This is a genomic window from Sphingopyxis granuli NBRC 100800, assembly GCF_001591045.1.
In the GTDB taxonomy this organism is placed as follows: domain Bacteria; phylum Pseudomonadota; class Alphaproteobacteria; order Sphingomonadales; family Sphingomonadaceae; genus Sphingopyxis; species Sphingopyxis granuli.
In genome coordinates this window covers 70,558-97,064 of the sequence record NZ_BCUA01000004.1, presented here as the reverse complement: position 1 = coordinate 97,064, position 26,507 = coordinate 70,558, and the positions used below count along the sequence as shown (strand labels likewise).

General features: G+C 68.5%; 20 protein-coding genes. 11 read left to right on the top strand and 9 right to left on the bottom strand.

Annotation, left to right across the window (positions count from 1 at the left end):
• The 5 genes from SGR02S_RS02205 to SGR02S_RS02185 form a co-directional block, all read right to left on the bottom strand.
• On the bottom strand, positions 1–556 hold a 556-nt coding region (locus tag SGR02S_RS02205; RefSeq protein ID WP_067105378.1), incomplete at its 3' end, for a gamma carbonic anhydrase family protein.
• On the bottom strand, positions 553–2,808 hold the full coding sequence (locus SGR02S_RS02200) for a fused MFS/spermidine synthase (protein WP_067105377.1): 2,256 nt from the start codon (positions 2,806–2,808) through the stop codon (positions 553–555). The genes SGR02S_RS02205 and SGR02S_RS02200, both read right to left, overlap by 4 nt.
• A 13-nt stretch (positions 2,809–2,821) precedes the next feature.
• Entirely contained in the window at positions 2,822–3,820 is a 999-nt protein-coding gene (gene hemB, locus SGR02S_RS02195; protein WP_067105383.1) for a porphobilinogen synthase, read from the bottom strand.
• 89 nt (positions 3,821–3,909) lie between these two features.
• A complete protein-coding gene (locus SGR02S_RS02190) occupies positions 3,910–4,386 on the bottom strand; it encodes an OsmC family protein (RefSeq protein WP_067105376.1) in 477 nt (158 codons plus the stop codon).
• Positions 4,387–4,430: 44 nt separating this feature from the next.
• Positions 4,431–5,528, bottom strand: a complete 1,098-nt coding sequence (locus SGR02S_RS02185; RefSeq protein ID WP_067105375.1) for a helix-turn-helix transcriptional regulator — start codon at positions 5,526–5,528, stop codon at positions 4,431–4,433.
• Positions 5,529–5,703: 175 nt separating this feature from the next.
• Between SGR02S_RS02185 and SGR02S_RS02180 the strand changes: the two genes are divergently transcribed.
• Positions 5,704–10,440 carry an autotransporter domain-containing protein gene (locus SGR02S_RS02180; protein ID WP_067105374.1) on the top strand — a complete coding sequence of 1,579 codons (4,737 nt, stop codon included), beginning with the start codon at positions 5,704–5,706 and terminating at the stop codon, positions 10,438–10,440.
• Positions 10,441–10,491: 51 nt separating this feature from the next.
• On the opposite strand, the gene SGR02S_RS02175 is transcribed toward SGR02S_RS02180, so the two are convergent.
• Together SGR02S_RS02175 and SGR02S_RS02170 are read right to left on the bottom strand one after the other, a co-directional pair.
• A complete protein-coding gene (locus SGR02S_RS02175) occupies positions 10,492–12,144 on the bottom strand; it encodes a DUF885 family protein (RefSeq protein ID WP_067105373.1) in 1,653 nt (550 codons plus the stop codon).
• A 44-nt stretch (positions 12,145–12,188) separates the two neighbouring features.
• Positions 12,189–13,382 carry a pyridoxal phosphate-dependent aminotransferase gene (locus SGR02S_RS02170; RefSeq protein ID WP_255211369.1) on the bottom strand — a complete coding sequence of 398 codons (1,194 nt, stop codon included), beginning with the start codon at positions 13,380–13,382 and terminating at the stop codon, positions 12,189–12,191.
• 114 nt (positions 13,383–13,496) lie between these two features.
• On the opposite strand from SGR02S_RS02170, the gene SGR02S_RS02165 reads away from it, so the two are divergent.
• Genes SGR02S_RS02165 through SGR02S_RS02135 form a run of 7 tightly spaced genes read left to right on the top strand, consistent with a single transcriptional unit; the run spans position 13,497 to position 19,846 of the window.
• Positions 13,497–15,797: a bifunctional salicylyl-CoA 5-hydroxylase/oxidoreductase gene (locus SGR02S_RS02165; RefSeq protein WP_067105372.1), complete on the top strand. Its 2,301-nt coding sequence runs from the start codon at positions 13,497–13,499 to the stop codon at positions 15,795–15,797.
• Between the two features lie 16 nt (positions 15,798–15,813).
• Positions 15,814–16,575 carry an SDR family NAD(P)-dependent oxidoreductase gene (locus SGR02S_RS02160; protein ID WP_067105371.1) on the top strand — a complete coding sequence of 254 codons (762 nt, stop codon included), beginning with the start codon at positions 15,814–15,816 and terminating at the stop codon, positions 16,573–16,575.
• Positions 16,572–17,069, top strand: coding sequence for a MarR family winged helix-turn-helix transcriptional regulator (locus SGR02S_RS02155; protein WP_234002544.1), 498 nt, complete (start codon positions 16,572–16,574; stop codon positions 17,067–17,069). The genes SGR02S_RS02160 and SGR02S_RS02155 overlap by 4 nt, the downstream gene beginning before the upstream one ends.
• Positions 17,066–17,875: an enoyl-CoA hydratase family protein gene (locus SGR02S_RS02150; RefSeq protein WP_067105370.1), complete on the top strand. Its 810-nt coding sequence runs from the start codon at positions 17,066–17,068 to the stop codon at positions 17,873–17,875. The genes SGR02S_RS02155 and SGR02S_RS02150 overlap by 4 nt, the downstream gene beginning before the upstream one ends.
• Positions 17,875–19,041, top strand: a complete 1,167-nt coding sequence (locus tag SGR02S_RS02145) for an acyl-CoA dehydrogenase family protein (protein ID WP_067105369.1) — start codon at positions 17,875–17,877, stop codon at positions 19,039–19,041. Before SGR02S_RS02150 ends, SGR02S_RS02145 begins: the two co-directional genes overlap by 1 nt.
• On the top strand, positions 19,041–19,445 hold the full coding sequence (locus SGR02S_RS02140; protein ID WP_067105368.1) for an acyl-CoA thioesterase: 405 nt from the start codon (positions 19,041–19,043) through the stop codon (positions 19,443–19,445). The genes SGR02S_RS02145 and SGR02S_RS02140 overlap by 1 nt, the downstream gene beginning before the upstream one ends.
• Complete coding sequence (locus SGR02S_RS02135) at positions 19,442–19,846, top strand: RidA family protein (RefSeq protein WP_067105367.1); 405 nt, start codon at positions 19,442–19,444, stop codon at positions 19,844–19,846. The genes SGR02S_RS02140 and SGR02S_RS02135 overlap by 4 nt, the downstream gene beginning before the upstream one ends.
• 38 nt (positions 19,847–19,884) lie before the next feature.
• Here SGR02S_RS02135 and SGR02S_RS02130 read toward each other — a convergent pair whose 3' ends face one another.
• Positions 19,885–21,210: a M24 family metallopeptidase gene (locus SGR02S_RS02130; RefSeq protein WP_218000092.1), complete on the bottom strand. Its 1,326-nt coding sequence runs from the start codon at positions 21,208–21,210 to the stop codon at positions 19,885–19,887.
• Between the two features lie 476 nt (positions 21,211–21,686).
• On the opposite strand from SGR02S_RS02130, the gene SGR02S_RS02125 reads away from it, so the two are divergent.
• The gene (locus SGR02S_RS02125; protein WP_169799618.1) at positions 21,687–22,091 is read left to right on the top strand and encodes a MarR family winged helix-turn-helix transcriptional regulator; all 405 of its coding nucleotides are present in this window, start codon (positions 21,687–21,689) and stop codon (positions 22,089–22,091) included.
• Positions 22,092–22,314: 223 nt separating this feature from the next.
• Here the strand turns inward: SGR02S_RS02125 and SGR02S_RS02120 are convergent, their stop codons facing one another.
• Entirely contained in the window at positions 22,315–23,718 is a 1,404-nt protein-coding gene (locus SGR02S_RS02120) for an amidohydrolase family protein (protein ID WP_067105365.1), read from the bottom strand.
• A 78-nt stretch (positions 23,719–23,796) separates the two neighbouring features.
• On the opposite strand from SGR02S_RS02120, the gene SGR02S_RS02115 reads away from it, so the two are divergent.
• Positions 23,797–25,659, top strand: coding sequence for a tetratricopeptide repeat protein (locus SGR02S_RS02115; protein WP_067105364.1), 1,863 nt, complete (start codon positions 23,797–23,799; stop codon positions 25,657–25,659).
• A gap of 65 nt (positions 25,660–25,724) precedes the next feature.
• The gene (locus SGR02S_RS02110) at positions 25,725–26,504 is read left to right on the top strand and encodes a cyclase family protein (RefSeq protein ID WP_067105363.1); all 780 of its coding nucleotides are present in this window, start codon (positions 25,725–25,727) and stop codon (positions 26,502–26,504) included.
• Positions 26,505–26,507: the final 3 nt, after the last annotated feature.

Here is a 26,507-nt window from a genome sequence, read left to right as displayed (position 1 = left end):
AAGTCCCCTCCACCGCCGCCTTGTGCATGCGGCCGTTGAGCACATAATGGGCGACGCCCGCCTGCATTCCGGCCGCCTGCGCGTCGTCGATGTCGCGCACGCGCCGCGCCGGCGCGCCCGCCCACAGCTCGCGCGGCGGAATCTCCTTGTGCTCGGTCAGCAGCGCGCCCGCCGCGAGCATCGCGTCGCTGCCGATGCGGCAGCCGTTCATGACCGTCGCCTTCAGCCCGACGAACGCCCGGTCGGCGAGCGTGCAGCCGTGCACCATCGCCAGATGGCCGATCAGCACGTCTTCGCCGATGATCGTCGGATAGCCGTCGGGCCGGAGCGGGGTCGGACCGTCGCAATGGATCACGCTGCCGTCCTGGACGTTCGACCGCGCGCCGATGCGGATATGGCTGACGTCGGCGCGCAGCACGCAATTATACCAGATGCTGACGTCGGGCCCGATCTCGACGTCGCCGATGATCCGGCACCCCGGCGCGATGAAGGCGCTGGGGTCGATGCGCGGCGTCTTGCCGTTCACGCTGATGATGCTGATGTCGCTGTGGGTCATTCGCTGCGTCCGAAGAAGATGTGGTTCCAATAGAGGATCGGCAGGGTCGACGCATAATCGTCGGTCCAGCGATCGAAATGCGGGCGGCCGGCAAGCGCGATCCACGCGCCGTCCTCATGCGCCTTGTCGGCGGACTTGAGGGGTCCCGTCAACTGCGCGAGCCGCTGCGGCGTCGCGGCGAGCGCGACCCAGCTCGACCGCGTCAGCATGTCGGGATCGTCGCCGCGGCCCGCCGGGTCGTTGCGGATCGCCGCGGCCCAGCCGCGCGCCTTCGCCTCAGCATCGAGCACGGGTTCGAGGTTGAAGAAGCGGTTCGAGATGTGGATGAGCAGCAGCCCGTCGGGCTTGAGCGCGCGCACATAGATGCCGATCGCCTCGCGCGTCAGCAGGTGCAGCGGGATCGCATCCGACGAGAAGGCGTCGATGACGAGGATGTCGAAGCGCCCGGCGGGCTGGCCCGCGATCTGCAGCCGCGCGTCGCCGATCACCACCGGCACCTGCGGCGCGCAGCGCGACAGGAAGGTGAACTTCGTCGGGTCGCGCGCGATGTCGACCATCACCGGGTCGATTTCGAAGATCGTCCAGTGCTGGCCCGGCCGGCGATAGCAGCTGAGCGTCCCGGCGCCGAGCCCGACGATCCCGACCGAAGCCCCCGGCCCGGCGAGCGCCTCCAGCCGGTCGAGCGCGAGACCGACCCCCGATTGCGGGCCGTAATAGGTCGTGGGGTCGAGTTCGTGCCCCGCGTCGGTGCGCTGCAGGCCGTGCAGCGTCGTTCCATGCGCGAGCCGGCGCTGGTGGCGCCAGGGATCGTCGGTGACGGTATAGACGCCGAAATAGCTGCGCACGCGCATGTCCGAGAGGCTGTCGTGCAGCGTGCTCCAGCCGCCGAGCCCGACCATCAGCAGCGCCAGCACCGTCGCATAGGCCCAGCGCCAGCGCGTCACCAGCAGCCCGATCGCGACGATGAAGCCGCCCCACAGCAGCGCCGGCCCCGCGAATTCGCCGGTCCATGTCCGGACGAGATGAAAGCTGGCGAACAGCGCCGTCAGCACGAACAGCGCCACCATGATACGCGTCGCGCCGGCCGACAGATGCGTCCATTTCTCCCACGCCAGCAGCGGCGGCAGCGGCAGCAGCAGCGCCGCGGCGAGGACGAGCAGCGGATGCTCGTAGACCCAGTCGAACAGCAGCGGCGCCGCCAGCGCGGCGAACAGGCCGCCGAGCACCCCGCCCGCCGACATGACGAGATAGAAAAGCGTCAGATAGCGCGGCGCGGGGCGCAGGTCATAGAGATGCGCGTGGAGCGCCGTCGCGACGACGAACAGCATCCCCAGGCTGGCGATCGCGATCAGCATCGCGGCGCCCCCCGTGCTGAGCAGCGCGAGCCCCCCGACCCCCAGCAGCACCGCGGGCGCGATGACGATGGCGATGTGCGCCGGCGCGCGCGCGGCCGCGAAGGCGATGACGAAGCTCAGCAGATAGAGGCCCAGCGGCAGCACCCACAGCAGCGGCATCGCGACGATATCGGTGGTCAGGTGCGTCGTCGTCGACAGCATCAGCCCCGACGGCACCGCGGCGATCAGCAGCCAGCGAAGCTGGCGGCGCGCGGTCGGCCGCGCCTCGGCGCCGCCGCTGTCCCCGGCCATGTCCGCCCCGCCGCGCCACCGCGCCGCGGCGCTCGCCGCGACGAGCAGCACCAGCAGCGCATAGCCCGCGCTCCACCCCCAGCTCTGCACGGCGAGCGGCAGCGCCGGCTCGACGAGCGCGGGATAGCTGATCAGCCCGGCGAAGCTGCCCAGGTTCGATGCCGCATAGAGCATGTAAGGATCGCCCGCCCGCGGATCGGCGGCGAACCAGCGCTGCATCAGCGGCGCCTGCGCGGCGACCGCGAAGAAGACCGGGCCGATCGACGCCGCGAGCAGCAGCGGCACCCACAGCGCCTCCTGACCCGGCGCGGGCGGCGGAAGCTGCGCGATGCCGATCGGCAGCCACAGCGCGGCCGCGAGCAGCAGCGCGACATGGATGGCCGCCTGCCGCCGCACCGCGAAGCGGCCGAGCCAGTGCGCATAGGCATAGCCGCCGAGCAGCAGCGCCTGATAGACGAGCATCGCGCTGTTCCACACTGCGGGCGCCCCGCCGAGCCGCGGCAGCACCATCCGCGCGACCATCGGCTGGACGAGGAAGAGCAGGAAACTGCCGACGAGGATCGTCAGCACGAACAGCCAGCGGCGCGGCGAGGCGACCGCGGTCATGCGCGGCACCGTATCAGGCGCCCAGCAGCCGCGCCGCGTGGAGCGCGTGATAGGTGAGCACGCCCGACGCGCCGGCGCGGCGGAAAGCGAGCAGCGTTTCGAGGACCAGCGCATCGCGCTCGCCCGCCCCGGCCGCCGCCGCGGCCTCGATCATCGCATATTCGCCCGACACCTGATAGGCGTAGACGGGCACGGCGAAGGCATCCTTCACCGCGCGCACCACGTCGAGATAGGGCAGGCCCGGCTTGACCATCACGCTGTCGGCGCCTTCGGCCAGATCCTGCTCGACCTCGCGCAGCGCCTCCTCGACATTGGCGGGGTCCATCTGATAGGTTTTCTTGTCGCCCTTCAGCAGCCCGCGCGATCCGACCGCGTCGCGGAACGGGCCATAGAAGGCCGACGCATATTTGGCCGAATAGGCCATGATCTGGACATGGCCGAACCCTTCGATCTCCAGCGCCTCGCGGATCGCGCCGACGCGGCCGTCCATCATGTCGCTGGGCGCGATGATGTCGGCGCCGGCGCGCGCCTGACACAGTGCCTGCCCGACCAGCACTTCGACCGTCTCGTCGTTGAGGACATAGCCCGCCTCGTCGATCAGCCCGTCCTGCCCGTGGCTGGTATAGGGATCGAGCGCGACGTCGGTGAGCACGCCGATGGCGTCGCCGAGCGCATCCTTGACCGCCGCGGTCGCGCGGCACATCAGATTGTCGGGGTTGAGCGCCTCGGCGCCGTCCTCGCTGCGCCGCTCGGGCTGGGTGTAGGGAAAGAGCGCGAGGCAGGGGATGCCGGCGGCGACCGCATCCTTCGCACGGTCGACGAGCCGGTCGACCGACCAGCGCGACACGCCCGGCAGGCTCGCGATCGGTTCCTCGGTCCCCTCGCCCTGGCAGACGAACAGCGGCCAGATCAGGTTCGACGGGGTCAGGCGATGCTCGCGCACCATCGCGCGGCTCCAGGCGGTGCGGCGGGTGCGGCGGAGGCGCAGGTCGGGAAAGGCAGCGTGAGTCATGCGGGCGTCCATAGCGGCGCTTGGCCGCGCCGCAAAGCGCCGGATGACCCGTGCGGCCGGGAGGAAGAGGATTTTCCGCGGCGCACGGTTCAGGCGGCGACGACGATCTCGGGCTCGGCCTCGACCGGGAAATTCACCGATCGCGCGATGAAGCACATGGCGTGCGCCTTGCGGTGCAGATCGCGCGCGAGCGCCGCGTCCGACGCGGCGTCGATCACGACGCGCGGCCGCAGCACGACGGCGGTGAACTGCCCCGCGCCGCCGGGCTCCTCGATCATGGCGCCGCGCGCATCGTCCTCATAGGACAGGACATTGACGCCCGATTGCGAGCAAAGGCCCAGATACCAGAGCTTGTGGCACGCCGACAGCGACGCCACGAGCAGCTCCTCCGGATTCCACCGCGCGGGGTCGCCGCGAAAGGCGGGATCGGAAGACCCGGCGATCGGCGCTTTTCCCAGGGCCGCGATCTGATGATCGCGCCGGTAGCCGCGATAGGTCCGCGTTCCCGTCCCGTCGTTCCCGGTCCAGACGACGCGCACCTCATATCCATGCGTCTTCCCGCTCATCGCAGCCTCCCGGTCGATACATCTCGCCTATAGGCGCCGCCGCGCTACAGCGACAGATACATCCGCATCAGGTTCGGGATTTCGGAGCGCTTGGAACATCCGGTCTTGGACAGGATGGACTTGATCTGGCTGTTGACCGTTTCCACCGAAACGCCCCGCACCTCGGCGATGCGGGAGGAGGACGCGCCTTCGATCAGCAGTTCGGCGATGCTGGTCTCGGCTTCGGTGAGCGCGAAGGTCCGTCCCACCGCCCGGCGGTCGAGCATCGGCCGGTCGTCGTCGCGGATCATCAGCAAGGCCAGCGGTTCGAGAAAGCGGTTGTGATCGCCTTCGGGGACCGGCGCGCATGCGATGCGGATGCGCCGGTCGCAGGGGCGCTGCACCATCACGCTGCCCGATTCGGGCGCGAACCGCCGCGCCGCCGCCGCGATTCGCATATCCAGTTCGGCCTGCGCCTCGCGGCACGACAGGCGCAGCCGCCCGTCGCGCGCGCCGACGACATCGCCCCGCGACAGCATCGCCTCGGCCTTGCGGCCGGCGGCGACGATCTTTCCGTCGGCCTGGCACAGGATCGTCGCCGGGCCGGCCTGCTCGATCGCGTTCGTGCTCAGCGATGCGGCGCGCCCTTCCAGCTGGATCGACAGGTCGACGGCCTTGGCGAAATGCGGGAGCAGCCGCGCCATCAGGCCCGATTCGTTCGGCCCCAGCCCCTGCTGCCGGCGATGGTGGAAAAGGTTGAGGTTGCGCAGCCTGCCGCCTTCGCGGAACAGGACGCCGCTGCTGACGAAATGGCCGTCATATTTCGCGAAAAACTCGTTGTAGAGGGGGTCGCGGCGGCGGTCGTGGTCCGACAGATATTCATGGTCCGTCACCACATGCCCGGCATCCGCGCGCAGCATGGCGGCAAGGCCATGATTCGTCGCCGGGTCCATGCCGCCGATGGCCAGGAAATCCATCACGTCGGCCTCGCCGACGCCCGGTGCCACCATCGGATTGAAGCGGGTCGGCCCGAACGAAAGCAGCTGGGCGCTGGTCGCGTGGCACAGCGACGCGAGCGACGTCAGCGCATCGGCCCAGCGCGCCGGCTCGAACGGCGCCTGGATCAGGGCCTCGCGCGTTTCCAGATACCCCCTCGCATCCATCTGCACAGATTAGGAAAATGGCGCGCGCTGTCAAATTTTCGGTGCGTTTGGATGTCGCCCGAATGGCGCAGAATTCCCCATTAGTGGTGATGCCCCCCGCCATCCCCCCCGCTACGGCGCTTCGATGAGCAGAAGCCGCACGCGCGGCGCCAAAAACGAACAACGGGGACAGGGCATGATTCTTTCACTGAAGCAACGGTTTCTCATTTCTTCGGCCTTCCTGGTCCCGGCCGCCGCGGCGCAGGCCCAGACCGTCGGCATCGCCAACGATCAGGCCGCGCGCCTGTCGATCGACGTCGGGCCGGCGCAGACCGTCTGCGGCGACCGGATCGGCATCCTGGCGAACAATGGTCCCGTCGACGTGACCAACGCCGGGGCGATCTGCAGCAACGGCACCAGCGGCAGCAACGACAGCCCCGACGGCGGCATCGTCCTTCGCGCCGGTTCGTCGCACATCGTCAACAGCGGCACGATCGACGGAACGATGTTCGGCATCGCCACCGATGTCTATTACGACGCCGGAACCGACAGCTTCGAATCGAACGCCCCGCGGACCCGCGTCGAGAACAGCGGACAGATCACCGGCAGCCAGAACGACGGCATCCGCCTGTTCGGCGGCGGCAGCGTCATCAACAGCGGATCGATCCGGGGCCTGTCGGGATCGCTGACCGACGGCGTCTCGATGCTGGCGTCGGCCCTGACGCCGGGCGAAGCGGTCACCCTCGACAATGCGGCGGGCGGCACGATCGCGGGGGCGCGGTTCGGCGCGATCCTGACCGGCCCGTCCACCATCGACAATGCCGGCGCGATCAGCGGCGGCGAGGCGGCGATCGCGGTGCAGAGCGATCCGATCCTCGGCGGAACGGCAGCGATCCGCAACGGCGGCACGCTGACCGGCGGCGACGGCGTCACCTTCGGCGGCATCCTCGAACAGGCATCGCTCGACAATAGCGGCACCATCGCCGGTACGGCGCGCCATGGCATCGTCAACGACCAGCCGGGCGTGCTCGTCGTCGACAATCGCGACGGGGGCCAGATCACGGGCGCCCGGTCCGCGATTGTCGCGCGCTTTGGCGGCGTCACCGTCAACAACGACGGCGTCATTCGCGGCAACGGCGCCGATGCGGGCAATACGACGCCCGACGGCGGCGTCGTCCTGCTGGCAGGGACATCGTCGATCGTCAACAGCGGCACGATAAGCGGAGCGACCTTCGGCATCGTGACCGACGCCTATTACAACCCGGAAACCGACAGCTTCGAATCGAACGCCGGGGCCACGTCGATCCGCAACAGCGGCACCATCATCGGCGAAAACAACGACGGCATCCGGCTGATGGGGGGCGGCACCGTCGTCAACAGCGGCACGATCCGGGGGATGTCGGGATCGCTGACCGACGGCGTCTCGATGCTCGCTTCGGCCCTGCGGCCGGGCGAGATCGTCAGCCTCGACAATGCGGCCAGCGGCCTGATCACCGGCGACCGTTTCGGCGCCATCCTCTCCGGACCGTCCGCCATCGCCAACGCCGGCACGATCCGCGGTGGGTTGGCGGCCATCGCCGTCCAGAGCGACCCGATCCTCGGCGGATCGGCCGCGATCCGCAACAGCGGCACGCTGACCGGCGCCGACGGCGCCACCTTCGGCGGCATCCTCGAACAGGCGTCGCTTGAAAACAGCGGCGCCATCACCGGAACGGCAGGCTCCGGCATCGCCAACAACCAGTCGGGCGCGCTGACGATCGACAACCGGGCCGGGGGCACGATCGCCGGCGCGACGTCGGGCGTGCTGGCGCGGCTGGGGGCTGTCGATATCGCCAACGCCGGCACGATCCGCGGCAACGGCGCCGCGGCGTCCGACGCCGGCGTCTTCGTCTCGGCCGGCGAATCGCGCATCGTCAACGCGGGCGTCATTTCGGGCGCGGGCGGCGGCATCGTCGCGGGCGATTTCCGCGAGCCGGGCACGAACAACCTCATCACTTTCGCGGCGGCGACCGAGGTCTCGAACAGCGGCACCATAGCGGGCGAAAGCAACGACGGGCTTCGCCTGATGGGCGGCGGCCGCGTCACCAACAGCGGTACGATCAGCGGCACCGGCGCCAGCCTCGCCGACGGCATCTCGATCTTCCGCCACGATGCCCAGGCGCAGGCCGATTATGTCGCACAGGTCTCCAATGCCGCCGCCGGCACGATCATCGGCGAGCGGTTCGGCATCATCCTGTCGGGCGGCGGCACGATCGCCAACGCCGGCACCATCGACGGCACGGTCGGCGGCGTGCTGGTGCAGGGCGATGCGGGCGGGCCCGACGGCTTCACCGCGAGCATCGTCAACAGCGGCACGATCGCCAGCGCCGACGGCGCGGCGCTGACCAGCTACGTCCGGGCGACCGTCGAGAATAGCGGCACGCTGCGCGGCGGCGCAGGCGTCGCCATCGAACTCGGCGACTATGACGACGTGGTGACATTGCGCACGGGCAGCACGATCACCGGCGCGATCGAAGCGGGGGCGGGCACCGACACGCTCGCTCTCGAAGGCGACATATTGGAACTCACGACCGCGCAGATGCTCGGCGCGGCGCATGATTTCGAGATATTGAACGTCGACGCGGGCTATTGGTCGACCTCGGGAGCGGTCGGCGCCTTCGATACCGTGTCGATCGGCGCGGGCGCAGCGCTGCACATCAACGAAGCCGCCGGGGCGAACCCGATCGGTACCGCGTCGGTGGTGAACGCCGGGCGGCTCGTGCTCGATTTCGACGACGATGCCGCGCTGTCCGGCTTCGCGGACATCGCCATGACGGGAACGGGCGCGGTCGAACTCGTCGGCGACGCCGTGCTCACGCTCGACACCGCCAACATGGCCCACAGCGGCGGCACGACGATCGCGAACGGCGGGCTCGTCCTGACCGGACAGCTCGCCGGCGACGTCCGGACACAGGGCGACGGCGTCTTCACGCTCGGCGCGGGCGGCACCGAAGGAAGCTTTGCGGGCGGAATCGTCAACGACGGCCGCTTCGTCTTCGACCGGTCCGACAGCTATGATTTCCTCGGCGCCTTTTCGGGCAGCGGCATCCTCGACAAGCGCGGCGCCGGCACGCTGGCCTTCCTCGGCGATTACAGCTTTCAGGGCGTCACCAACATCTTCGGCGGTGCGGTCCGCATCGGCGGCGTCATCGCGCCGGAAACGCAGTTCGACCTCGGCGCCGGGGGGACGCTCGACATCACCGGCACGGATCAGGTGATCGGCGGCCTGTCGGGCGAGGATAATTCGCAGGTCGTCGTCGGCGCCAACCGGTTGACCGTCGATCAGGACGACAACAGCGCGTTCGGCGGGACGATTTCGGGGACCGGCGGCCTCGTCAAGACCGGCGCCGGGACGCTGAACCTGACCGGCGACAATGTCTACACCGGGCCGACGACGATCAACGGCGGCACGCTCGCGGTCAACGGTTCGATCGCCTCGCCGGTGACGATCAATGCAGGCGGCGTGCTCGGCGGCAACGGCACGGTCGGCTCGACCACCGCGGCCGCGGGGGGCACCATCGCGCCCGGCAACTCGATCGGGCGCCTGACGGTCGCCGGCGACCTCGCGTTCGCGGCCGGGTCGACCTATGAGGTCGAGGCCAATGCCGCGGGCGAGGCCGACCGGATCGACGCGACGGGCCGGGTCACGATCAGCGCCACGGCGAAGGTCGCGGTGCTGGCGGAGAGCGGCGATTACCGGCCGCGCACCGACTATGTCATCCTGACCGGCGCGGGCGGCGTCGAGGGACGCTTCGGATCGGTGACGTCGAACCTCGCCTTCCTCGATCCGCTGCTGCGTTACGGCCCCGACCGCGTGACGCTGTCGCTCTATCGCAACGACATCGGTTTCGCCGACGTCGCGCTGGGGTTCAACCAGACGGGCGTCGCCACGGCCATCGAAGCGCTCGGTTTCGACAATCCTCTGTTCGAGGCGGTGCTCGTGCAGAGCGCGGCGACCGCCCAGGCGGCCTATACCGAGCTGTCGGGCGAGCTGCTTTCGGGCGCGGTCAGCGGGCTGACCGACGAGAGCCGCCATCTGCGCGGCGCCCTGCTCGGCCTTCCCGTCCCGGACGAAAGCGGCCTGTTCGTGTGGGGATCGGCCTTCGGCGGCTGGGGCGATTTCGATGCCCGCGGCGGCCAGCGCGCGATAGACACCGATCACAAGGGGCTGGTCGCCGGCGTCGGCATCGGCGGCAACGGCTTCGCGGCGGCGCTCTCCGCAGGCATCGGCACTTCCGATTTCCGGCAGGGCGGCCGCGGCGACCATGCGGATGTCGACAGCAAATATCTGGCGCTCCATGCCAGCTACGGCACCGGCGCGGGCTTCGGCGGCGCGCTCGGGGTCAGCTATGGCTGGCACGCCATCGACACCAGCCGCACCGTCACCGTCGCGCCGCTCGCCCAGACGCTGACCTCCGGCCGCGACGCCGACACGCTCCAGCTCTTCGGCGAAATGGGATATGATCTGGCGGCGGGCGGCGCCGCGATCACGCCCTTCGCGCGCCTCGCCTATGTCCGCACCCGCAGCGACGATTTCGCGGAGACGGGCGGCAGCGGCGCGCTCGCCGTCGCCGACGCCGGGCAGGACACGAGCTTCCTCAGCCTCGGCGTCCGCGGGCGCCTCAACGCCGACGCGCCGGGCTTTCAGCCCTATGCGTCGCTGGCGTGGAACCGCGCGTTCGGCGACCGCGCCGCGCTGGCGAACGGCCGGTTCGTCGCGGGCGGACCATCGTTCGCGATCCGCGGCAGCGCGATCCCGAAGAATGCGGCGGAGGTCGAGGCCGGCTTCGACTATCGCGCGGGCGGCTTCCACATCGGCGCGGCCTACAGCGGCGCCCTCGCTTCGGGCCGCCAGAGCCACGGCGCGCGGATCACGGCGCGGATCGCCTTCTGACCGGGATCGTCGGCCCGCACGCGGCGCATTGCTTCGTGCGGGCCCTTTCGTTTAGCGCAGCGCCCGGATCTCGTCGTCGCGGCCGGTCATTTCCCAGCGGATGAGGGAGATCGGGATCGACCCGGCGGCGCGGAAACGGTCGTGGAAGGATTTGATGTCGAACCTGTCGCCTTCCTGCATCGCGACGTCGGCGAGCAGTTTCTCGAGTTCGACCTTGCCCATGTAATAGCCGATGCCATAGCCGGGCTGGCGCAGATAAAGCTCGATATCGAACTGCGCCACCGCGTCGCCGTGCTCCATCCACTTCGGCGTGCGCGCGATCAGCGAGGCGTTGGCCTGCTTCCAGGTCCATTCGTTCGCCTGCATCTTCAGCTCGGGCAGGATGCGCGCGGCGCGCTTCGCGCCCAGGATATAGTCGATTTCGCGCGTCTTGGGCCGGTCCTCGAGCAGCCCGGCCTGCAGGATCATCTCTTCCAGGTAAAAGGCCCAGCCCTCGTTGCGCAGGCCGTTGACGAAGAACAGGCGCGGCTTGCCGCGGATCGGCCGCGTGTCGCGCGCCGCCTGCAGCGCGTCGAAGGCGTGGCCGGGCAGGTTGTGCGCGCGCAGCGGGCGCCCGTCGCGGAACTCCGCCTGGAAGAAGAAATGGAGATGCAGCGGCGGATCGAACAGCCCCGGCTTGGCCGGGTCCTTCTCGAACGGGAACTGATACGGCCCCTCCTCGGGATCGTGCTGCACATAATCGGGGATCGTCACCCAGTCGCCGTCGCGCAGGAATGTCAGCAGATCCTCGTCCTCGGCCTTGCGCTTGGCGTCGAATTCGGCGCGCGTCTGCACCGGCTCGGGCATCGCGATGTGGCGGTTGCGATGCTCCTCGATCTTCAGGAAGGCCACCTGCCGCTGATATTCGCGCTCGCCGATCACGGCGATGTCCTCGGGCGTATAGGGCAGCAGCAGGACGTTCTTCAGATACCAGGCATAATTGTCCCGGCCCACGCCGCCGTGCGCCGGAAGCCCCGCCTCGATGCTTTCGAGCCACGCCTTGAACTCCGCGGCGGCGGCCTGCGCCCGCTTCGCCGGCGCGACCAGCGCAGGCTGCACCTGCGCCGCCCGCGCCGCGAGCTCGCCATAGACGTTCACCTCGACCTGCTTCTGCGCGATTCCCAGCCGGGCGAGGTCGCCGCGCGGCTCGGTCAGGTTGACGCGCGCCTGGCGCAACGCTTCGGGCACGGCGTTCAGCCGCGCCGTGAACTCGGCCAGCTTGTCCTTGGGCAGCGGCAGTTTCGGGATCGCGATCGCGCCGTGCATCTTCGGCCCGAAGCCGAGGTTGGTGGTGCTGTAGAAAGCGGGGTCGCGCTTCCACGGCTGAACGACGCGGTGCTGGAATTCCAGCCCGCGCATTTCCGCGAGCACGACCATGTAATCGACGCGCTCGGACACCGGCCAGCCGCTGTCGTCGATCGCCGCGAGCCGGGCCTGGAACCGCTTCAGCTCCTCATATTGCTTCGCCATCGCCGGCGGCGAATAATCGGGGACGCCCTTCACCATCGGCGGCGGCACGAAGGCGCGGAACGCGTCGTAGAGCGCGACGAGCGCCGCATGGTCCGGGCGCGCGGCCTGTTCCTGCGCGGCGAGCGGCGTCGCCGCGGCAAGCGACAGCAGCGGCATCGCGGTCAGCGCGGCGGCGAGGTGGAGCGTCTTTCTCATGGCATTTCCCTTTCGTCCTTCCGTCGCGGCGCGCATCGCCGGGGCTACAGCGTGTTGAAGAAGCGGGTGAGCCGGTCCATCGCCTCGCTCACCCGCGCTTCCGATTCCGATCCGAAACAGATGCGCAGATGGCCTTCGCCGCTCGGTCCGTAAAAGCTGCCCGATTCGACGACGACATGCGCCTCCTGCAGGATCGCCATCGCAAGCTCCTGCGAACCGCGCCCGGTGCCGCTGATGTCGGGAAAGGCATAGATGGTGCCCTCGGGCTCGGCGCAGGTCACGCCCGGCATCTGGTTGAGCGCCTGGACGACGATGTCGCGCTTGCGCCGGTCGGCCTCGACCAGCGCGTGCATCGCGTCCTGCGGCCCCTCGACGGCGGCGCGCGCGCCCTCCTGGACGAAGACGTTGACGTGCGTCACGTCGGTCATGGTGATGCGCAGGATCGCGGGCATCAGGCGGGCGTCGGCGGTCAGATAGCCGACCCGCCAGCCGTCCATCGAATAGGCCTTGGTGAAGGCGAAGCAGGTGATGGTGCGCTCGCGCATCCCCGGCAGGCTCGCGATGCTGACATGCGGCGCCTGGCCATAGGTGATATATTCATAGACCTCGTCCGACAGCACGAGCAGGTCGTGCGCGATCGCCAGGTCCGCGACCGCCTGAAGCTCGGCGCGGCTATAGACGCGGCCGGTCGGGTTGGCGGGGTTGATCAGCACGATCATCCGGGTCCTGTCGGTGATCTTCGCCGCGATCTTCTCCTTCGAGATCGCGAAATTGTCGGCCTTGTCGAGTTCGGCGATCACCACCTTGCCGCCGGCGAGTTCGGCCTTGCCGACATGCTGCGGATAATAGGGATCGAGCAGGATGACCTCGTCGCCCGGGTCGAGCGCCGCCATGAACGCGGCGAACGACGCATGCGTCAGCCCGTTCGTCACTAGCACCTCGTCGACGCCGTAATCGAGGCCGTTGAAGCTGCGCAGCTTTTCGACCAGCGCCTGCCGGAACGACAGCGTGCCGCGGAAATCGCCATAGTGGACGATGCCCGCGTCGAGCGCCGCCTTCGCCGCTTCCTTGATATGCACCGGCGTGTCGGCGTGCGGCCGTCCGAATTCGAGGTGGATCAGGTCGGCGCCCTGCGCATCGAGCTTCGCCGCCTCGTCATACATGCCGAAGCTTTTCTTCGATCCCGTCGTCAGACGCTGTGCCGGCCACTTCATCATCATGCCTCCGATGCTGTCCATACACGTGAATAATTGCATGATATATGATATTTCAAGCTTAAAATTTTAGGCTTGAAGCTTTTCCGGCATGGGCTTAGGAATCGCCGCATCGTCAACGGTAGGGAGTCGTTCGCAGTGAAGATCGCATGCGTGGGCGGCGGCCCGGCCGGCCTCTATTTCGCCATCTCGATGAAGCTGCGCGACCCCGCGCACCAGGTCGACGTGTTCGAACGCAACCGCGCCGACGACACCTTCGGCTGGGGCGTGGTCTTTTCCGACCAGACGGTCGAGAATCTGATGGCGAACGATCCCGTCAGCGGGGCGACGATCCGCGACGAATTCGCGCATTGGGACGACATCGACGTCCATATCCACGGCGAATGCATCCGGTCGACCGGCCACGGCTTCATCGGCATCGGCCGCAAGCGGCTGCTCCGCATCCTGCAGGACCGCGCCCGCGAACTGGGCGTCCGCTTCCATTTCGAGACGGAGATGGGCCCCGATCTCGCCGACTGGGTCGATTACGACCTCGTCATCGCCGCCGACGGCGCCAACAGCCGCATCCGCGACGCCTATGCAGAGCATTTCGACGTCGACATCCAGACCCGCCGCAACCGCTATATCTGGCTCGGCACGCACAAGACGTTCGACGCCTTCACCTTCGCCTTCGAACAGCTCGAAGAAGGCTGGGTGTGGGCGCACGCCTATCGCTTCGACGACAATCTCTCGACCTTCATCGTCGAGATGGCGCCCGAAACGTGGGAAAGGCTGGGCCTCGACCGGCAGAGCCCCGACGAGGCGATCGCGTGGAGCGAGCGCGTGTTCGCCAGATATCTCGACGGCCACAAGCTGATGTCGAACGCGTCGCATCTGCGCGGTTCGGCCGCGTGGCTCAATTTCCGGCGCATCATCACCGGCCAGTGGTCGCACGACAAGTTCGTCCTGCTCGGCGACGCCGCGCACACCGCGCATTTCTCGATCGGGTCGGGAACCAAGCTGGCGCTCGAGGACGCGATCAAGCTTGCCGAGGTGCTCAACCGGCCGGGTCTCGCCCGCGCGCAGGCGCTGGAGGAATATCAGGCCGAACGCAGCATCGAGGTGCTGAAGCTGCAGAACAGCGCGCGCAACTCGACCGAATGGTTCGAGACGCTCGACCGCTACCTGCCTTTCCAGCCGATCCAGTTCGCTTACTCGCTGCTCACCCGCTCGCAGCGCGTCAGCCACGAAAATCTGCGCCTGCGCGACAAGCGCTGGCTCGAAAGCGTCGAACGCTGGTTCCAGGCGCAGGCGCCCGGCGGCCGCGACGCCGGCGCGCCGCCGATGTTCGCCCCCTACAAGCTGCGCGACATGCAGCTCGAAAATCGCATCGTCGTGTCGCCGATGGCGATGTATTCGGCGGTCGACGGCACGCCGGGCGATTTCCATTTCGTCCACTATGGCGTTCGCGCGCAGGGCGGCGCGGGGCTGGTCTATACCGAGATGACCTGCGTCTCGCCCGAGGCGCGGATCACCCCGGGCTGCCCCGGCATGTACGCGCCCGAGCACGCCGCCGCGTGGCGCCGCATCACCGAGTTCGTCCACCGCGAGAGCAAGGCGAAGCTATGCCTCCAGCTCGGCCATTCGGGCGCCAAGGGATCGACGAAGATCGGCTGGGAAGGGATGGACGAGCCGCTCGACGAGGGTAACTGGCCGCTGATCGCCGCGTCCGACGTGCCGTGGAGCGGATCGAACCAGACGCCCCGTCCGATGACGCGCGCCGACATGGACATGGTGCGCGACCAGTTCGTCGCGGCGACGCGCATGGCGATCTACGCCGGCTTCGACATGGTCGAGATGCACGCCGCGCACGGCTATCTCCTGTCGAGCTTCATCACGCCGCTCCAGAACCGGCGCACCGACGAATATGGCGGCAGCCTCGAAAACCGGCTGCGCTTCCCGCTCGAGGTCTTCGCCGCGATGCGCGAGGCGTGGCCCGCCGAACGGCCGATGTCGGTCCGCATCTCCGCCACCGACTGGATGGGCGACGCCGGGGTGACGCCCGACGAGGCGGTGCTGATCGCCGAGGCCTTCCGCGCCGCGGGCGCCGACCTGATCGACGTGTCCGCCGGCCAGACCTGGGCCGATTGCAAGCCTGTCTATGGCCGCATGTTCCAGACTCCCTTCGCCGACCAGGTCCGCAACGAGGCGCGCGTGTCGACGATGGCGGTCGGCAACATCTTCGAACCCGACCATGTCAATTCGATCCTCGCCGCCGGCCGCGCCGACCTCGTCGCGCTCGGGCGCCCGCACATGATCGACCCGATGTGGACGCTGCGCGCCGCGGCGCAGCACGACTATCGCGGCGCCGCGGTACCCGCCCCCTATCTGAACGGGATGAGCCAGCTCGCGCGCAACATGAAGCGTGCGGCCGAACAGGAAGCCGCCCTGCGGGGCTGAGGCGGGAGGAGTTCCAATGCGTTTGCAGGACGTGCATGCCGTCATCACCGGGGGCGGATCGGGAATCGGTGCCGCCATCGCGCGGGCGCTCGCGGCCGAAGGTGCGCGGCTGACGCTGATCGGGCGCAGGCGCGACGCCCTCGAAGCGACGGCGGCCTCGCTGCCTCACGCGCATGTCGCCCCCGCCGACGTCGCCGATCGCGCGGCGGTGGAGGCGGCGTTCGATAGCGCGCGCGGCGCCCATGGACCGATTTCCATTCTCGTCAACAACGCCGGGATCGCGCCGAGCGCGCCATTCGCCCGCGTAACGGCCGAAGCATGGCGCGGCGCGATGGCGGTCAATCTCGACGCGCTCTTTCATTGCTGCCAGGCGGCGCTGCCCGACCTGCTGGCGGCGCCCGCCGGACGCATCGTCACCGTCGCCTCGACGGCTGGGGTGAAGGGCTATGCCTATACCGCGCCCTATGTCGCATCGAAGCATGGCGCGATCGGCCTGATGCGCGCGCTCGCGATCGAATATGCGGCGACAGGCCTCACCGCCAACGCGGTCTGCCCGGGCTTCACCGATACCGACATCGTCGGACAGGCGGTCGCCAATATCCGGGCGAAGACCGGCCGCAGCGAAACCGAGGCGCTGGCCGAATTGACGCGCTTCAACCCGCAACGGCGGCTCATCGACCCCGTTGAGGTCGCGGAGGCGGTGTTGTGGCTCTGCCTGCCCGCCAGCCGGTCGGTGACCGGGCAGGCGGTGATGGTCGCGGGTGGAGAGGTGATGTGACCGCCCCCGCCGCGATCCGCGAAAAGCACGACGGCGCGATGGGCGCGCACGGCAACGTCCGCCTCTGGCTGCGGCTGCTCACCTGCGCGACGGTGATCGAAAAGCGCATCAAGCGCCGTTTCGCCGACCGGTTCGGCGTCACCCTGCCGCGTTTCGACGTCATGGCCGCGCTCGACCGCCACCCCGAAGGCATGACGATGGGGCAGTTGTCGCAGGCGCTGCTGGTTTCGAACGGCAATGTCACCGGCGTCGTCCAGACGCTCGCCCGCGACCGCTATGTCAGCATCGCCCCGTCGCCGACCGACGGCCGCGCGTCGATCGTCCGCCTGACGCAACAGGGGCGCGAATGCTTCGCCGGTCTCGCCGACGCGCACCACGACTGGATCGACGCGATGCTCGCGGGGCTCAGCCGCGACCAGCGCACGGCGCTCTATGATCTGCTCGGCGCGCTCAAGCACTCGCTGGCCGCCGACACTGGAAAGGAAGACGCATGAATCCCGAAAGCTTTTCGCCCCAACATTTCGGCTGGCGATTCGACGCCGGCGTCGCCACGGTCACGCTCAACCGCCCCGACCGCAAGAACCCGCTGACCTTCGAAAGCTATGCGGAATTGCGCGACACCTTCCGCGCGCTCGTCTACGCGCCCGCGGTCAAGGCGGTGGTCGTCATTGGCGCCGGCGGCAATTTCTCGTCGGGCGGCGACGTGCACGAAATCATCGGGCCACTCACTGAAATGCGGATGCCCGCACTGCTCAATTTCACGCGCATGACAGGCGATCTCGTCAAGGCGATGCGCGCATGCCCGCAACCGATCATTGCCGCGATTGACGGCATCTGCGTCGGTGCCGGCGCGATCATGGCGATGGCGTCGGACATGCGCATCGCGACCCCGGCGGCAAAGACCGCCTTCCTGTTCACGCGCGTCGGCCTCGCCGGGTGCGACATGGGCGCCTGCGCGATCCTGCCGCGCATCATCGGCCAGGGCCGCGCGTCGGACCTGCTCTACACCGGCCGGATGATGGGTGCCGAGGAAGGCGAACGCTGGGGCTTCCACAACCGTCTCGTCGAACCCGACGCGCTGCTCGACGAGGCGCTCGGCCTCGCCCGCTCGCTCGCCAGCGGCCCCACCTTCGCGCACGGCATCACCAAGACGCAGCTCAACACCGAATGGGCGGTCTCGGTCGAAACCGCGATCGAGATGGAGGCACAGGCGCAGGCGATCTGCATGGCGACCAACGATTTCCGCCGCGCTTTCGAGGCGTTCGCGGACAAGCGCAGCCCCGAATTCGCGGGCGACTGATGGCCGACCGCAGCTTCCTCGACTGGCCGTTCCTCGACGACGGTCACCGCCGCCTCGGCCGCGAGCTCGACGACTGGTGCGCGGCGAACGTCGCGCACGCCCATTCGGACGATGTCGATGGCGAATGCCGCGCGCTGGTCCGCGCGCTCGGCGACGCCGGCTGGCTGGGCTACTGCGTCCCCGCCGCCTATGGCGGGATGCACGACACGCTCGACATCCGCTCGCTCGCGCTGATCCGCGAGACGCTGGCGCGCCATTCGGGCCTCGCCGACTTCGCCTTCGCGATGCAGGGACTGGGGTCGGGTACGATCAGCCTGTTCGGCACCGAGGCGCAGAAGCGCGCCTATCTGCCCGACGTCGCGGCAGGGCGGAAGATCGCGGCCTTCGCGCTCACCGAGCCCGCCTCGGGCTCCGATGTCGCATCGATGGAGACGACCGCGACCCGCACCGGCGACGGCTATCGCGTCGACGGCGCCAAGACCTATATCTCGAACGGCGGCATCGCCGACTATTATGTCCTGTTCGCCCGCACCGGCGAGGCGCCCGGCGCAAAGGGCGTGTCGGCCTTCATCGTCGATGCCGAGACCCCCGGCCTCGCGGTGACCGAGCGCATCGCCGTCGTCGCGCCGCATCCGCTCGCCACCCTGACCTTTACCGGCATGGCACTGCCCGAAACCGCGCTGCTCGGCGAGTCGGGACGCGGCTTCGCCGCCGCGATGGCGACGCTCGACATCTTCCGCACCACCGTCGGCGCCGCCGCGCTCGGCTTCGCGCGCCGCGCGCTCGACGAGGCGACCGCGCGCGCGCGGGTCCGTAAGCTGGGCGCGGGCACGCTCGCCGACAATGCGGTGACGCAGGCGAAGCTCGCCGAAATGGTGCTCGACGTCGACACCTCGGCGCTACTCATCTACCGCGCCGGCTGGCTCCGCGACGTGCGCGGCGAGCGCAACACGCGCGAAGCGGCGCTCGCCAAGCTGCACGCGACCGACAGCGCGCAGCAGGTGATCGACAAGGCGGTGCAGATGTTCGGTGGCCTCGGTGTCACCGTCGGCACGCCGGTCGAGGCGCTCTATCGCGAGGTGCGGGCGCTGCGCATCTACGAGGGCGCGTCGGAGGTGCAGAAGGTCGTGATCGCGCGCCAGCATCTCGCCCAGAGCGCGCCCTGATGTTCCACACCAGCCTGCCGCTGCGCTTCGCGCACTGCGACCCCGCGGGCATCGCTTTCTATCCGCGCTATTTTGAGCTGTGCGATGCGGCGATCGAGGACTGGACCGCAGCGGTGCTGGGGATCGACCGCCGCACGCTACATCTCGACATGGGGCTCGGCCTGCCGACGGTCAGCCTGCACGCCGAATTCGCGACGCCGAGCCGCCTCGGCGACCGGCTCGATTTCACCGTCGCGGTCACGCGGGCGGGTCGCAGTTCGGTCGATCTGGCCGTCGCCATCGCCTGCGCGGGCCAGCCCCGCTTCTCCGTCCGCTACACCCAGGTGCTCATCGATCTGGCGCAGGGGCACTCGCGCCCCTGGCCGCCCGAGCTTCTCGACCGTCTGAACAAGGAAATATCATGACCGCTCATCAAGCATTGCTCCCCCCCGGCTGGAAGCGGCCGCGCGGTTACGCCAACGGCGTCGCGGCGACCGGCCGCATGGTCTTCACCGCCGGCGTGGTCGGCTGGGATGCCGAGGAACGCTTCGTCAGCCCCGACCTCGCGGGCCAGTTCCGCCAGGTCCTGGCCAACACGCTGGCGATCCTCGCAGAGGCTGGCGCGGGCCCCGAGCATATCGTGCGCATGACCTGGTATGTGACGAGCCGCGACGAATATCTCGCCAGCCTGCCCGCGATCGGCGAAGCCTATCGCGACCTGATCGGCCGCAACTTCCCCGCGATGGCGGTGGCCGAGGTCGTGGCGCTGGTCGAGGCCGAGGCGAAGATCGAGATCGAGACGATCGCGGTCGTCCCCGAAGCGTGAATCGAGCCCTCCCCTTCGGGGGAGGGCTGGATCGGCCGCTATTTCACCAGCAGGATGCGGCTCGCCGGGGGCGCGGTCCACTCGAAGCCGCGCGCGGTCACCACGCCATTGTCTTCGAGCGGGATCTTGATCTTACGCCCACCCCATTCGGGAACGGGGGTATAGAGAAACAGTTCGATCGACAGGAAATTGCCGGGCCGCAAGGCATAGGTCATGCGCAGCGGGTTGAAATCCGCCATCGACGGCCCCGATCCATGCCCCCAGTCGCCGACCGAATGGCTGCCGATCACCACGTCCGAATATTTCGGGTCGGGACTCGGATCGTCGTAGCGGCCGAGCGCAAGCCCCGGCGTCTGCGCGACGCGGCGGTTGACCGCCGCCAGCGCCTCGCCCGCGGTCACGCCCGGGCGGATCGCGTCGAGGATCATCCGCCGTATCTCCATCGCCTTGTCGAAGGCGCGCTGCACGCCCGGCGGCGACGCATTCTCGCCGGGCTTCAACACATAGGCCATGCGCTTCATGTCGGTATAGGCGAGCAGATAGTTGACGCCCCAGTCCATGGTGATGAGGTCGCCCGGCTGGATCACATGATCGCCCGACGTCGGCCCGCGTTCGCCCGGCCCCAGCACATAGATGCTGGGCAGGCCAAAGCTGTTGCCCAGCCCCTGCCGGTGCAATTCCTCCATCATCCACCAGGCGACATCGCTGGTCGTCGTGTGGCCCGGCCGGATCACCTCGTTCGATAGCGCCCGTTCGGCGATGGTCCGCGAATATTCGCCGGCGCGCGCAAAGGCCGCGATCTCGGTGGCGCTGTGCCGCGAGCGGAAATCGGAAACGAGCTTTTCGGCGGAGACCAGCCGCGCCGCCAGATCGGGACCCAGCGCCGCGCGAAGCGCCTCGTGAAGCGAATGACTGAGCCCGTCGGCGGTGCCGATCTCGGTCGCGACGTTGATGCCGATACGCGCGGGCGCCCGCGCCTCGACAAAGGCGCGCAGGTCCGACGGCGGCCCCTTGATGTCATAGAGCGGGCACTGGTCGAACGCCGCGCCGCCGATGCCCAGCGCCGCCCGCTCGATCCGCCCGCCGCCGCGGTCGGTGAAGATATAATAGCCGATGTCGCCGACATAGCCACCGCCCAGCATCGCCGCATTGGGATCGCCATGCCCCTCGCGCGACGCGACGATCCACATGTCGATGCCGTTCTCGCGCATCGCCTCCGGCAGGATCAGGTCGAGCTTGTCCTTGCGGATCTGGCATAGTTGGTCCCAGCGCTGTTTCGCTTCCTGCGCCGGGGCGGGAACCGCGACCACCGCCGACAGCATCGTCAGCATTCCCATCGTCCGCACCAGCCGATTCGCCCGCATCGCCACCCTCCTCCTGTATTGCGTGCCGTCCCGCGGAAGCGGCCGGTCGGCTCAGCGCGACTTATATATTCATATTCACGCGATTAGTATCAATTTATCCACCACGGAAAGGACCATGTGATGCCATGGCGGGCGTCACCGACCACTATGGGGAAAAAGAACGGCAGTCGTAACGGCAAGGGAGGAGATCGAGGGCCGTCTCGCAATCCTTCCCGGCACCGGCGCGGGCACCCGGCAGACGATTTCGGAACCGCCCCCTCATAACCAAGTGCAAATACATATGTTTTCGGCTAGTTCGAGCGCCATGAGCGTTCCGCCGTGACGGAACGGCTTGATCCTACAGGGCATTTGGGGAACACATGAACGCAAGGTCGACGAGGAAATCGACGGACAAATTGGGGGGCGAAATGGAAAATCGTGGTGATTACGACCCGAGCAGTCCGACATTTCGCCTGGAGAATTCGCCATTCTATCTGATGGCGCACGCCGATTTCAAATATCATGAGGACATGGACAAGGTGCTGCACAAGCACGGCGTGTCCAAGCCCGTCTATCGCGTCATGACGGTGCTGCGTGAGCGTCAGCCCGCTAGCATCGGCGCGATCGCGGAAGCCGCCCTGACCAAGCGGTCGACGATCAGCCGGATCATCGACCGGATGATCGAACAGGGGCTCGTGACGACCGAGCCCAATCCCGAGGATAACCGCGTCACCGAAGTCACGCTGACGCCCGCGGGCCAGCAGACGCTGCGCAAGCTGACCCCGATCGTCGGACGCCAGTTCACGCGCGCGATGGACGGCATCAGCAACCGCGACCTCGCCCACCTTCTACGCACGCTTCAGAAGATCAGCGCCAACCTCAGCAAACTGCCGATCGAATAGCGCCGCGCGGACGGACGATGACATCGTACGGACGCGCCACCCGCAAGCGGCAAGAACCTGTTCCCCGGCGAAAGCCCGGGTCCAGGGCACAGCACTGTCCTGCGTGAACCCCGGCTTTCGCCGGGGAACGGTTCCTTGTCGAAAAGGAATAATTCCCAACTTGAGCGGCGGAAGCGCGAAAAACCGCCATTTGCAGGTCGCCAGAGCGGAATGTCGGTCCGGCCTAACGCGCCGGCCCGTCGACGACCACCTTGCCGTCCGCGACGACATAGCGGACGTCGCGCAGATTCTTGAGCGAATCGAGCGGGTTCGCGCCGACGATCAATATGTCCGCGATCTTGCCCTTTTCGATCGTGCCCAGCTTGTCGCCCATCCGCATGATCTGCGCGCCGACGCGGGTCGCCGATGCAAGGATGTCGGCGTTGCTCATCCCCGCCTGGCTCAGATAATCGAGCTCGTGGAAATAGGCGTCGGGATAGCGTTCGTCGTTTTCGAACGGAATGTCGGTCCCAACGCCGATCGGCACGCCGGCGCGATAGGCTTCGGTCACGCGCTTCAGATGGTCTCGCTGGTCGATCACGAAACGGCGCGAATGGGTGTGATAGAAACCGCCGCTCGGAATGCCGGCGGTCGGATAGCCGCCGTTGAGCAGGTTGTCGAAGGCGATGATCGTCGGGACGAACGCCGTCCCGTGCTTCTTCATCAGCGGCACCGCATTGTCGCTCATCGCCAGCGGATGTTCGAGCGTGTCGACCCCGGCCTCGATCGCCCAGTCGGTATATTTGCCGAAGCTGTCGATCGCGACCGGCACGCCCAGCGAGTGCGCCTCGTCGATCGCCGCCGCCAGTTCCTCCTTGTCGGCCGGCGCGCCGAGCTTGATCCAGTCGGCAAGGTTGCGGATCTGCTCGCGCACCGCGGTGCGCCATTCCCACGGGCCGTTGGCGCCCTTCGACGGCCCGCCCAGTGCTGGCTTCTGCCGCCCGGTCGCCGTCGACGTCACCTCGTCGCCGTGGCCGCCGGTGGTCGCGATGATGCGCCCGCTCCACAGGACGCGCGGCCCGCGGATGATGCCGCGGTCGACCCCTTCCTTGATGCGCAGCGCGACATCGTCGACGGTGCCCACGTCGCGCGCCGCGGTGATGCCGGCGTTGATCAGCTGCTCGGCCAGCGCGACGCCGCGGATCGCGGCGCCTGCCGGGCTGTCAGAATATTTGCCGAAATCGTCGCAGCGCTGCTGGGTGAAGTGGATGTGCAGATCGATCAGGCCCGGCATCACGTACAGGCCGGAGGCGTCGATCGTGCGCGCGGCATCGGCCGGCACTGCCACCGACCCGGCGGGTCCCGCGGCGAGAATCCGGTCGCCCTGAGTCACCACCACCGCATTGGAGATCGGCGCGCCGCCGCGTCCGTCGATCAGCGTGCCGCCGGCGATCACGACGATCGGTTCGTGGCTGCGATCAATCGGGGGAATCGGCACGCGCCGCACGTCGTCGGTCGTTTCGGGAATCGGGCGCTCGGCCGCCTGTACAACCGGCGACAAGGCGGCGAGCGATGTCAGCAGGCCGACGCCCAGCGCCGCGTGCTTCCAGCGATCGCCCCCTCGACGACGTGCGATATGATCCGGCATGGCAACCTCCCCTGAAATGTGAATTTACACATGATTTAAAGCGCGATTCTCTTGACGACACAAGAGGGATTTGCTTCGATGCGCGGCGGCCGGATCGGCGGGCGATCGCGGCCGCCGGAGCACGACATGCCGCTGGCGCAACCGCAGGCAGGCCTCGAACAGGCGCTTGGTCAGGCGATGGTGCTTGCCCGCTCGGGGCGTTTCGATGCCGCGGAAGCCGGCCTGCAAGCCATATTGGCCCAGAGCCCCGATCAGCCCGACGCGCTGCAATTGCTGGGGATGGTCGCGCGGCGGCGCGGCGATCACACCGCGGCGACGGCGCTGTTCCGCCGTTCGCTGGCCGCCCGTCCCGGCCAGCCGCACGTGCTCAACAATCTGGGCAGCAGCCTTTCCGATCTCGGACGGCACGCCGAGGCCGCCGCCGCCTATCAGGAAGCGCTGGCTCTTGCGCCCAGCTACGACGACGCGCGGATCAACCTCGCGCTGGCGCGGATCGCGCTCGGCGATCCGGGCGCGGCACGCGACGGGCTCGCTCCGCTCGTCCGCGCGCGCCCCGACCATGCGCGCGCATGGGCCGTGCTCGGTCAGGCGCTGAACGCGCTGAACGACGGAAAGCAGGCCGTCGACGCCTACCGCACCGCGCTGCGCCTGCGCCCCGACCATGCGCCCTGGCAGCACAATCTCGCGGTGGCGCTGCGGCTCGTCGGGCGCCCCGAAGAGGCTTTGCCGCTCTTCGAGGAATGCGCCGCGCAGGCACCCGGCGAAGCGAAAATCCGGTACAACCTCGGGCATTGCCTGCAGGATCTTGGCCGCATCGACGAAGCCGCCGCCGCCTATCGCGCGGCGATCCGCCTGACGCCAGCCGACGCTGCGATGCACGATTCGCTCAGCCGACTGCTCTGGGAGCATCGCCGCGCCGATCGCCATCTCGACAGCTATCGCGAGGCGCTGCGCCGTCATCCCGACGACGCCGGGTTGCTCGCGGGGCTTGCCAACCGCCTGACGCTCGGCGGCGAGCCCAGCGAAGCGGCGGCGCTGCTCGCCCCGGCGGTCGCACGCGGCGTCGGCGGCGCCGACCTGCAACATCGGCTGGGGCAGGCGCTCTGGTCGAGCGGCCGGTCGGAAGAGGCGCTCGCCGCCTTCGACGCCGCGCTGGACGGCGACCCGGAGCATGCAGCCGCCCTGCGTGAATCCGCCCGCTCGCTCCTGATCCTCGACCGGCCGGCGGAGGCGATGCCGCGCATCGCGCGCCGCCTCGATACCGATCCCCGCGATCAGCAGGCACTCGCCCTCCAGGGTATCGCGTGGCGGTTCACCGGCGATGCCCTCGCCGAATGGCTGAACGATGTGGCGCTGATCGGCACACTGGCCCTCAGTCCCTCAGACGGCGACGTCGCCGGTTTCAATCGCCGGCTCGACGAAGCGCTTGGCGCGCTGCACCTCGGGCAGCGGCATCCGCTCGAACAGACGCTGCGCGGCGGGACGCAGACGGCCGATGACCTGTTCGGCCGCGACGTGCCGGAGGTTGCGGCGGTCCGGGCGCTGATCGAGGAAGGCGTCCGCCGCTATATCGCCGCGCTGCCCGACGATGCCGCTCACCCCTTCCTCAACCGCAAGGCATCCCGCTTCGCCTTTTCGGGCTCCTGGTCGGTGCGGCTGCACGACGGCGGCCACCACACCAACCATATCCACCCCGAAGGCTGGATCAGCGCGGTCTATTATGTCGCCCTCCCCGCGGCGGTCGCCGAAGGCGAACAGGGGTGGCTCAAGTTCGGCGAAACCGGCCTGCGCCTCGGCGCCCGCGAACGGATCGTCCGCACGGTGCGTCCGGAACCGGGGCGCCTCGTCCTGTTCCCGTCCTATTTCTACCACGGCACCATTCCCTTCGCCGACCAGGGGCACCGCACGACGATCGCCTTCGACGTCGTGCCGGGAGACTAAGGGGTTATCAATTTACTTGCATATGCAAGTTTTTAGACGCACAATCCGGCTCGGGAGAAACGATCATGACTGCAAACATTATCCAGCAATTCGCCGCAGGCGTCGCATCGGGCGCGATCCGCACCATCGACCTGACCCAGACGCTGTCGCCCGAGACGCCGACGCTCGTCCTGCCGCCCGAATTCGGCCAGTGCGCCGCCTTCAGCCAGGAAGAGATTTCGCGCTACGACGAGCGCGGAGTCGCCTGGTACTGGAACAATTTCACGGTCAGCGAGCACACCGGCACCCATTTCGACGCGCCGATCCACTGGATCACGGGCAAGGACCTGCCCAACAATTCGGTCGACACGGTGGCGCCCGCCGATTTCATTGCGCCCGCCGTCGTCATCGACATCTCGCAGAAGGCGGCGGCCGATCCCGACTATCTGCTGACGGTCGAGGATATAAAGGCATGGGAAGCGACGCACGGCCGCATCCCGCCGCGCAGCTGGGTCATGCTGCGCACCGACTGGTCGAAGCGCGACGTCGACGCCTATACCAACCGGCGCGAGGACGGGGCGCACACGCCGGGGCCGTCGGCGGAGGCGGTGCGCTTTCTGGTCGACGAACGCGACGCGCACGGGCTGGGCGTCGAGACGATCGGCACCGACGCGGGGCAGGCGCATCTGCTCGACCCGGCCTATCCGGCGCACACGCTGTTCCACGCGGCGGGTCGCTATGGGCTCCAGTGCCTCGAGAATCTGGACCTGCTACCGCCGACGGGCAGCGTGGTCGTCGCCGCGCCCCTCAAGATCAAGGGCGGTTCGGGCAGCCCGCTGCGCGTGCTCGCGCTCGTCGCGGGCTGACGC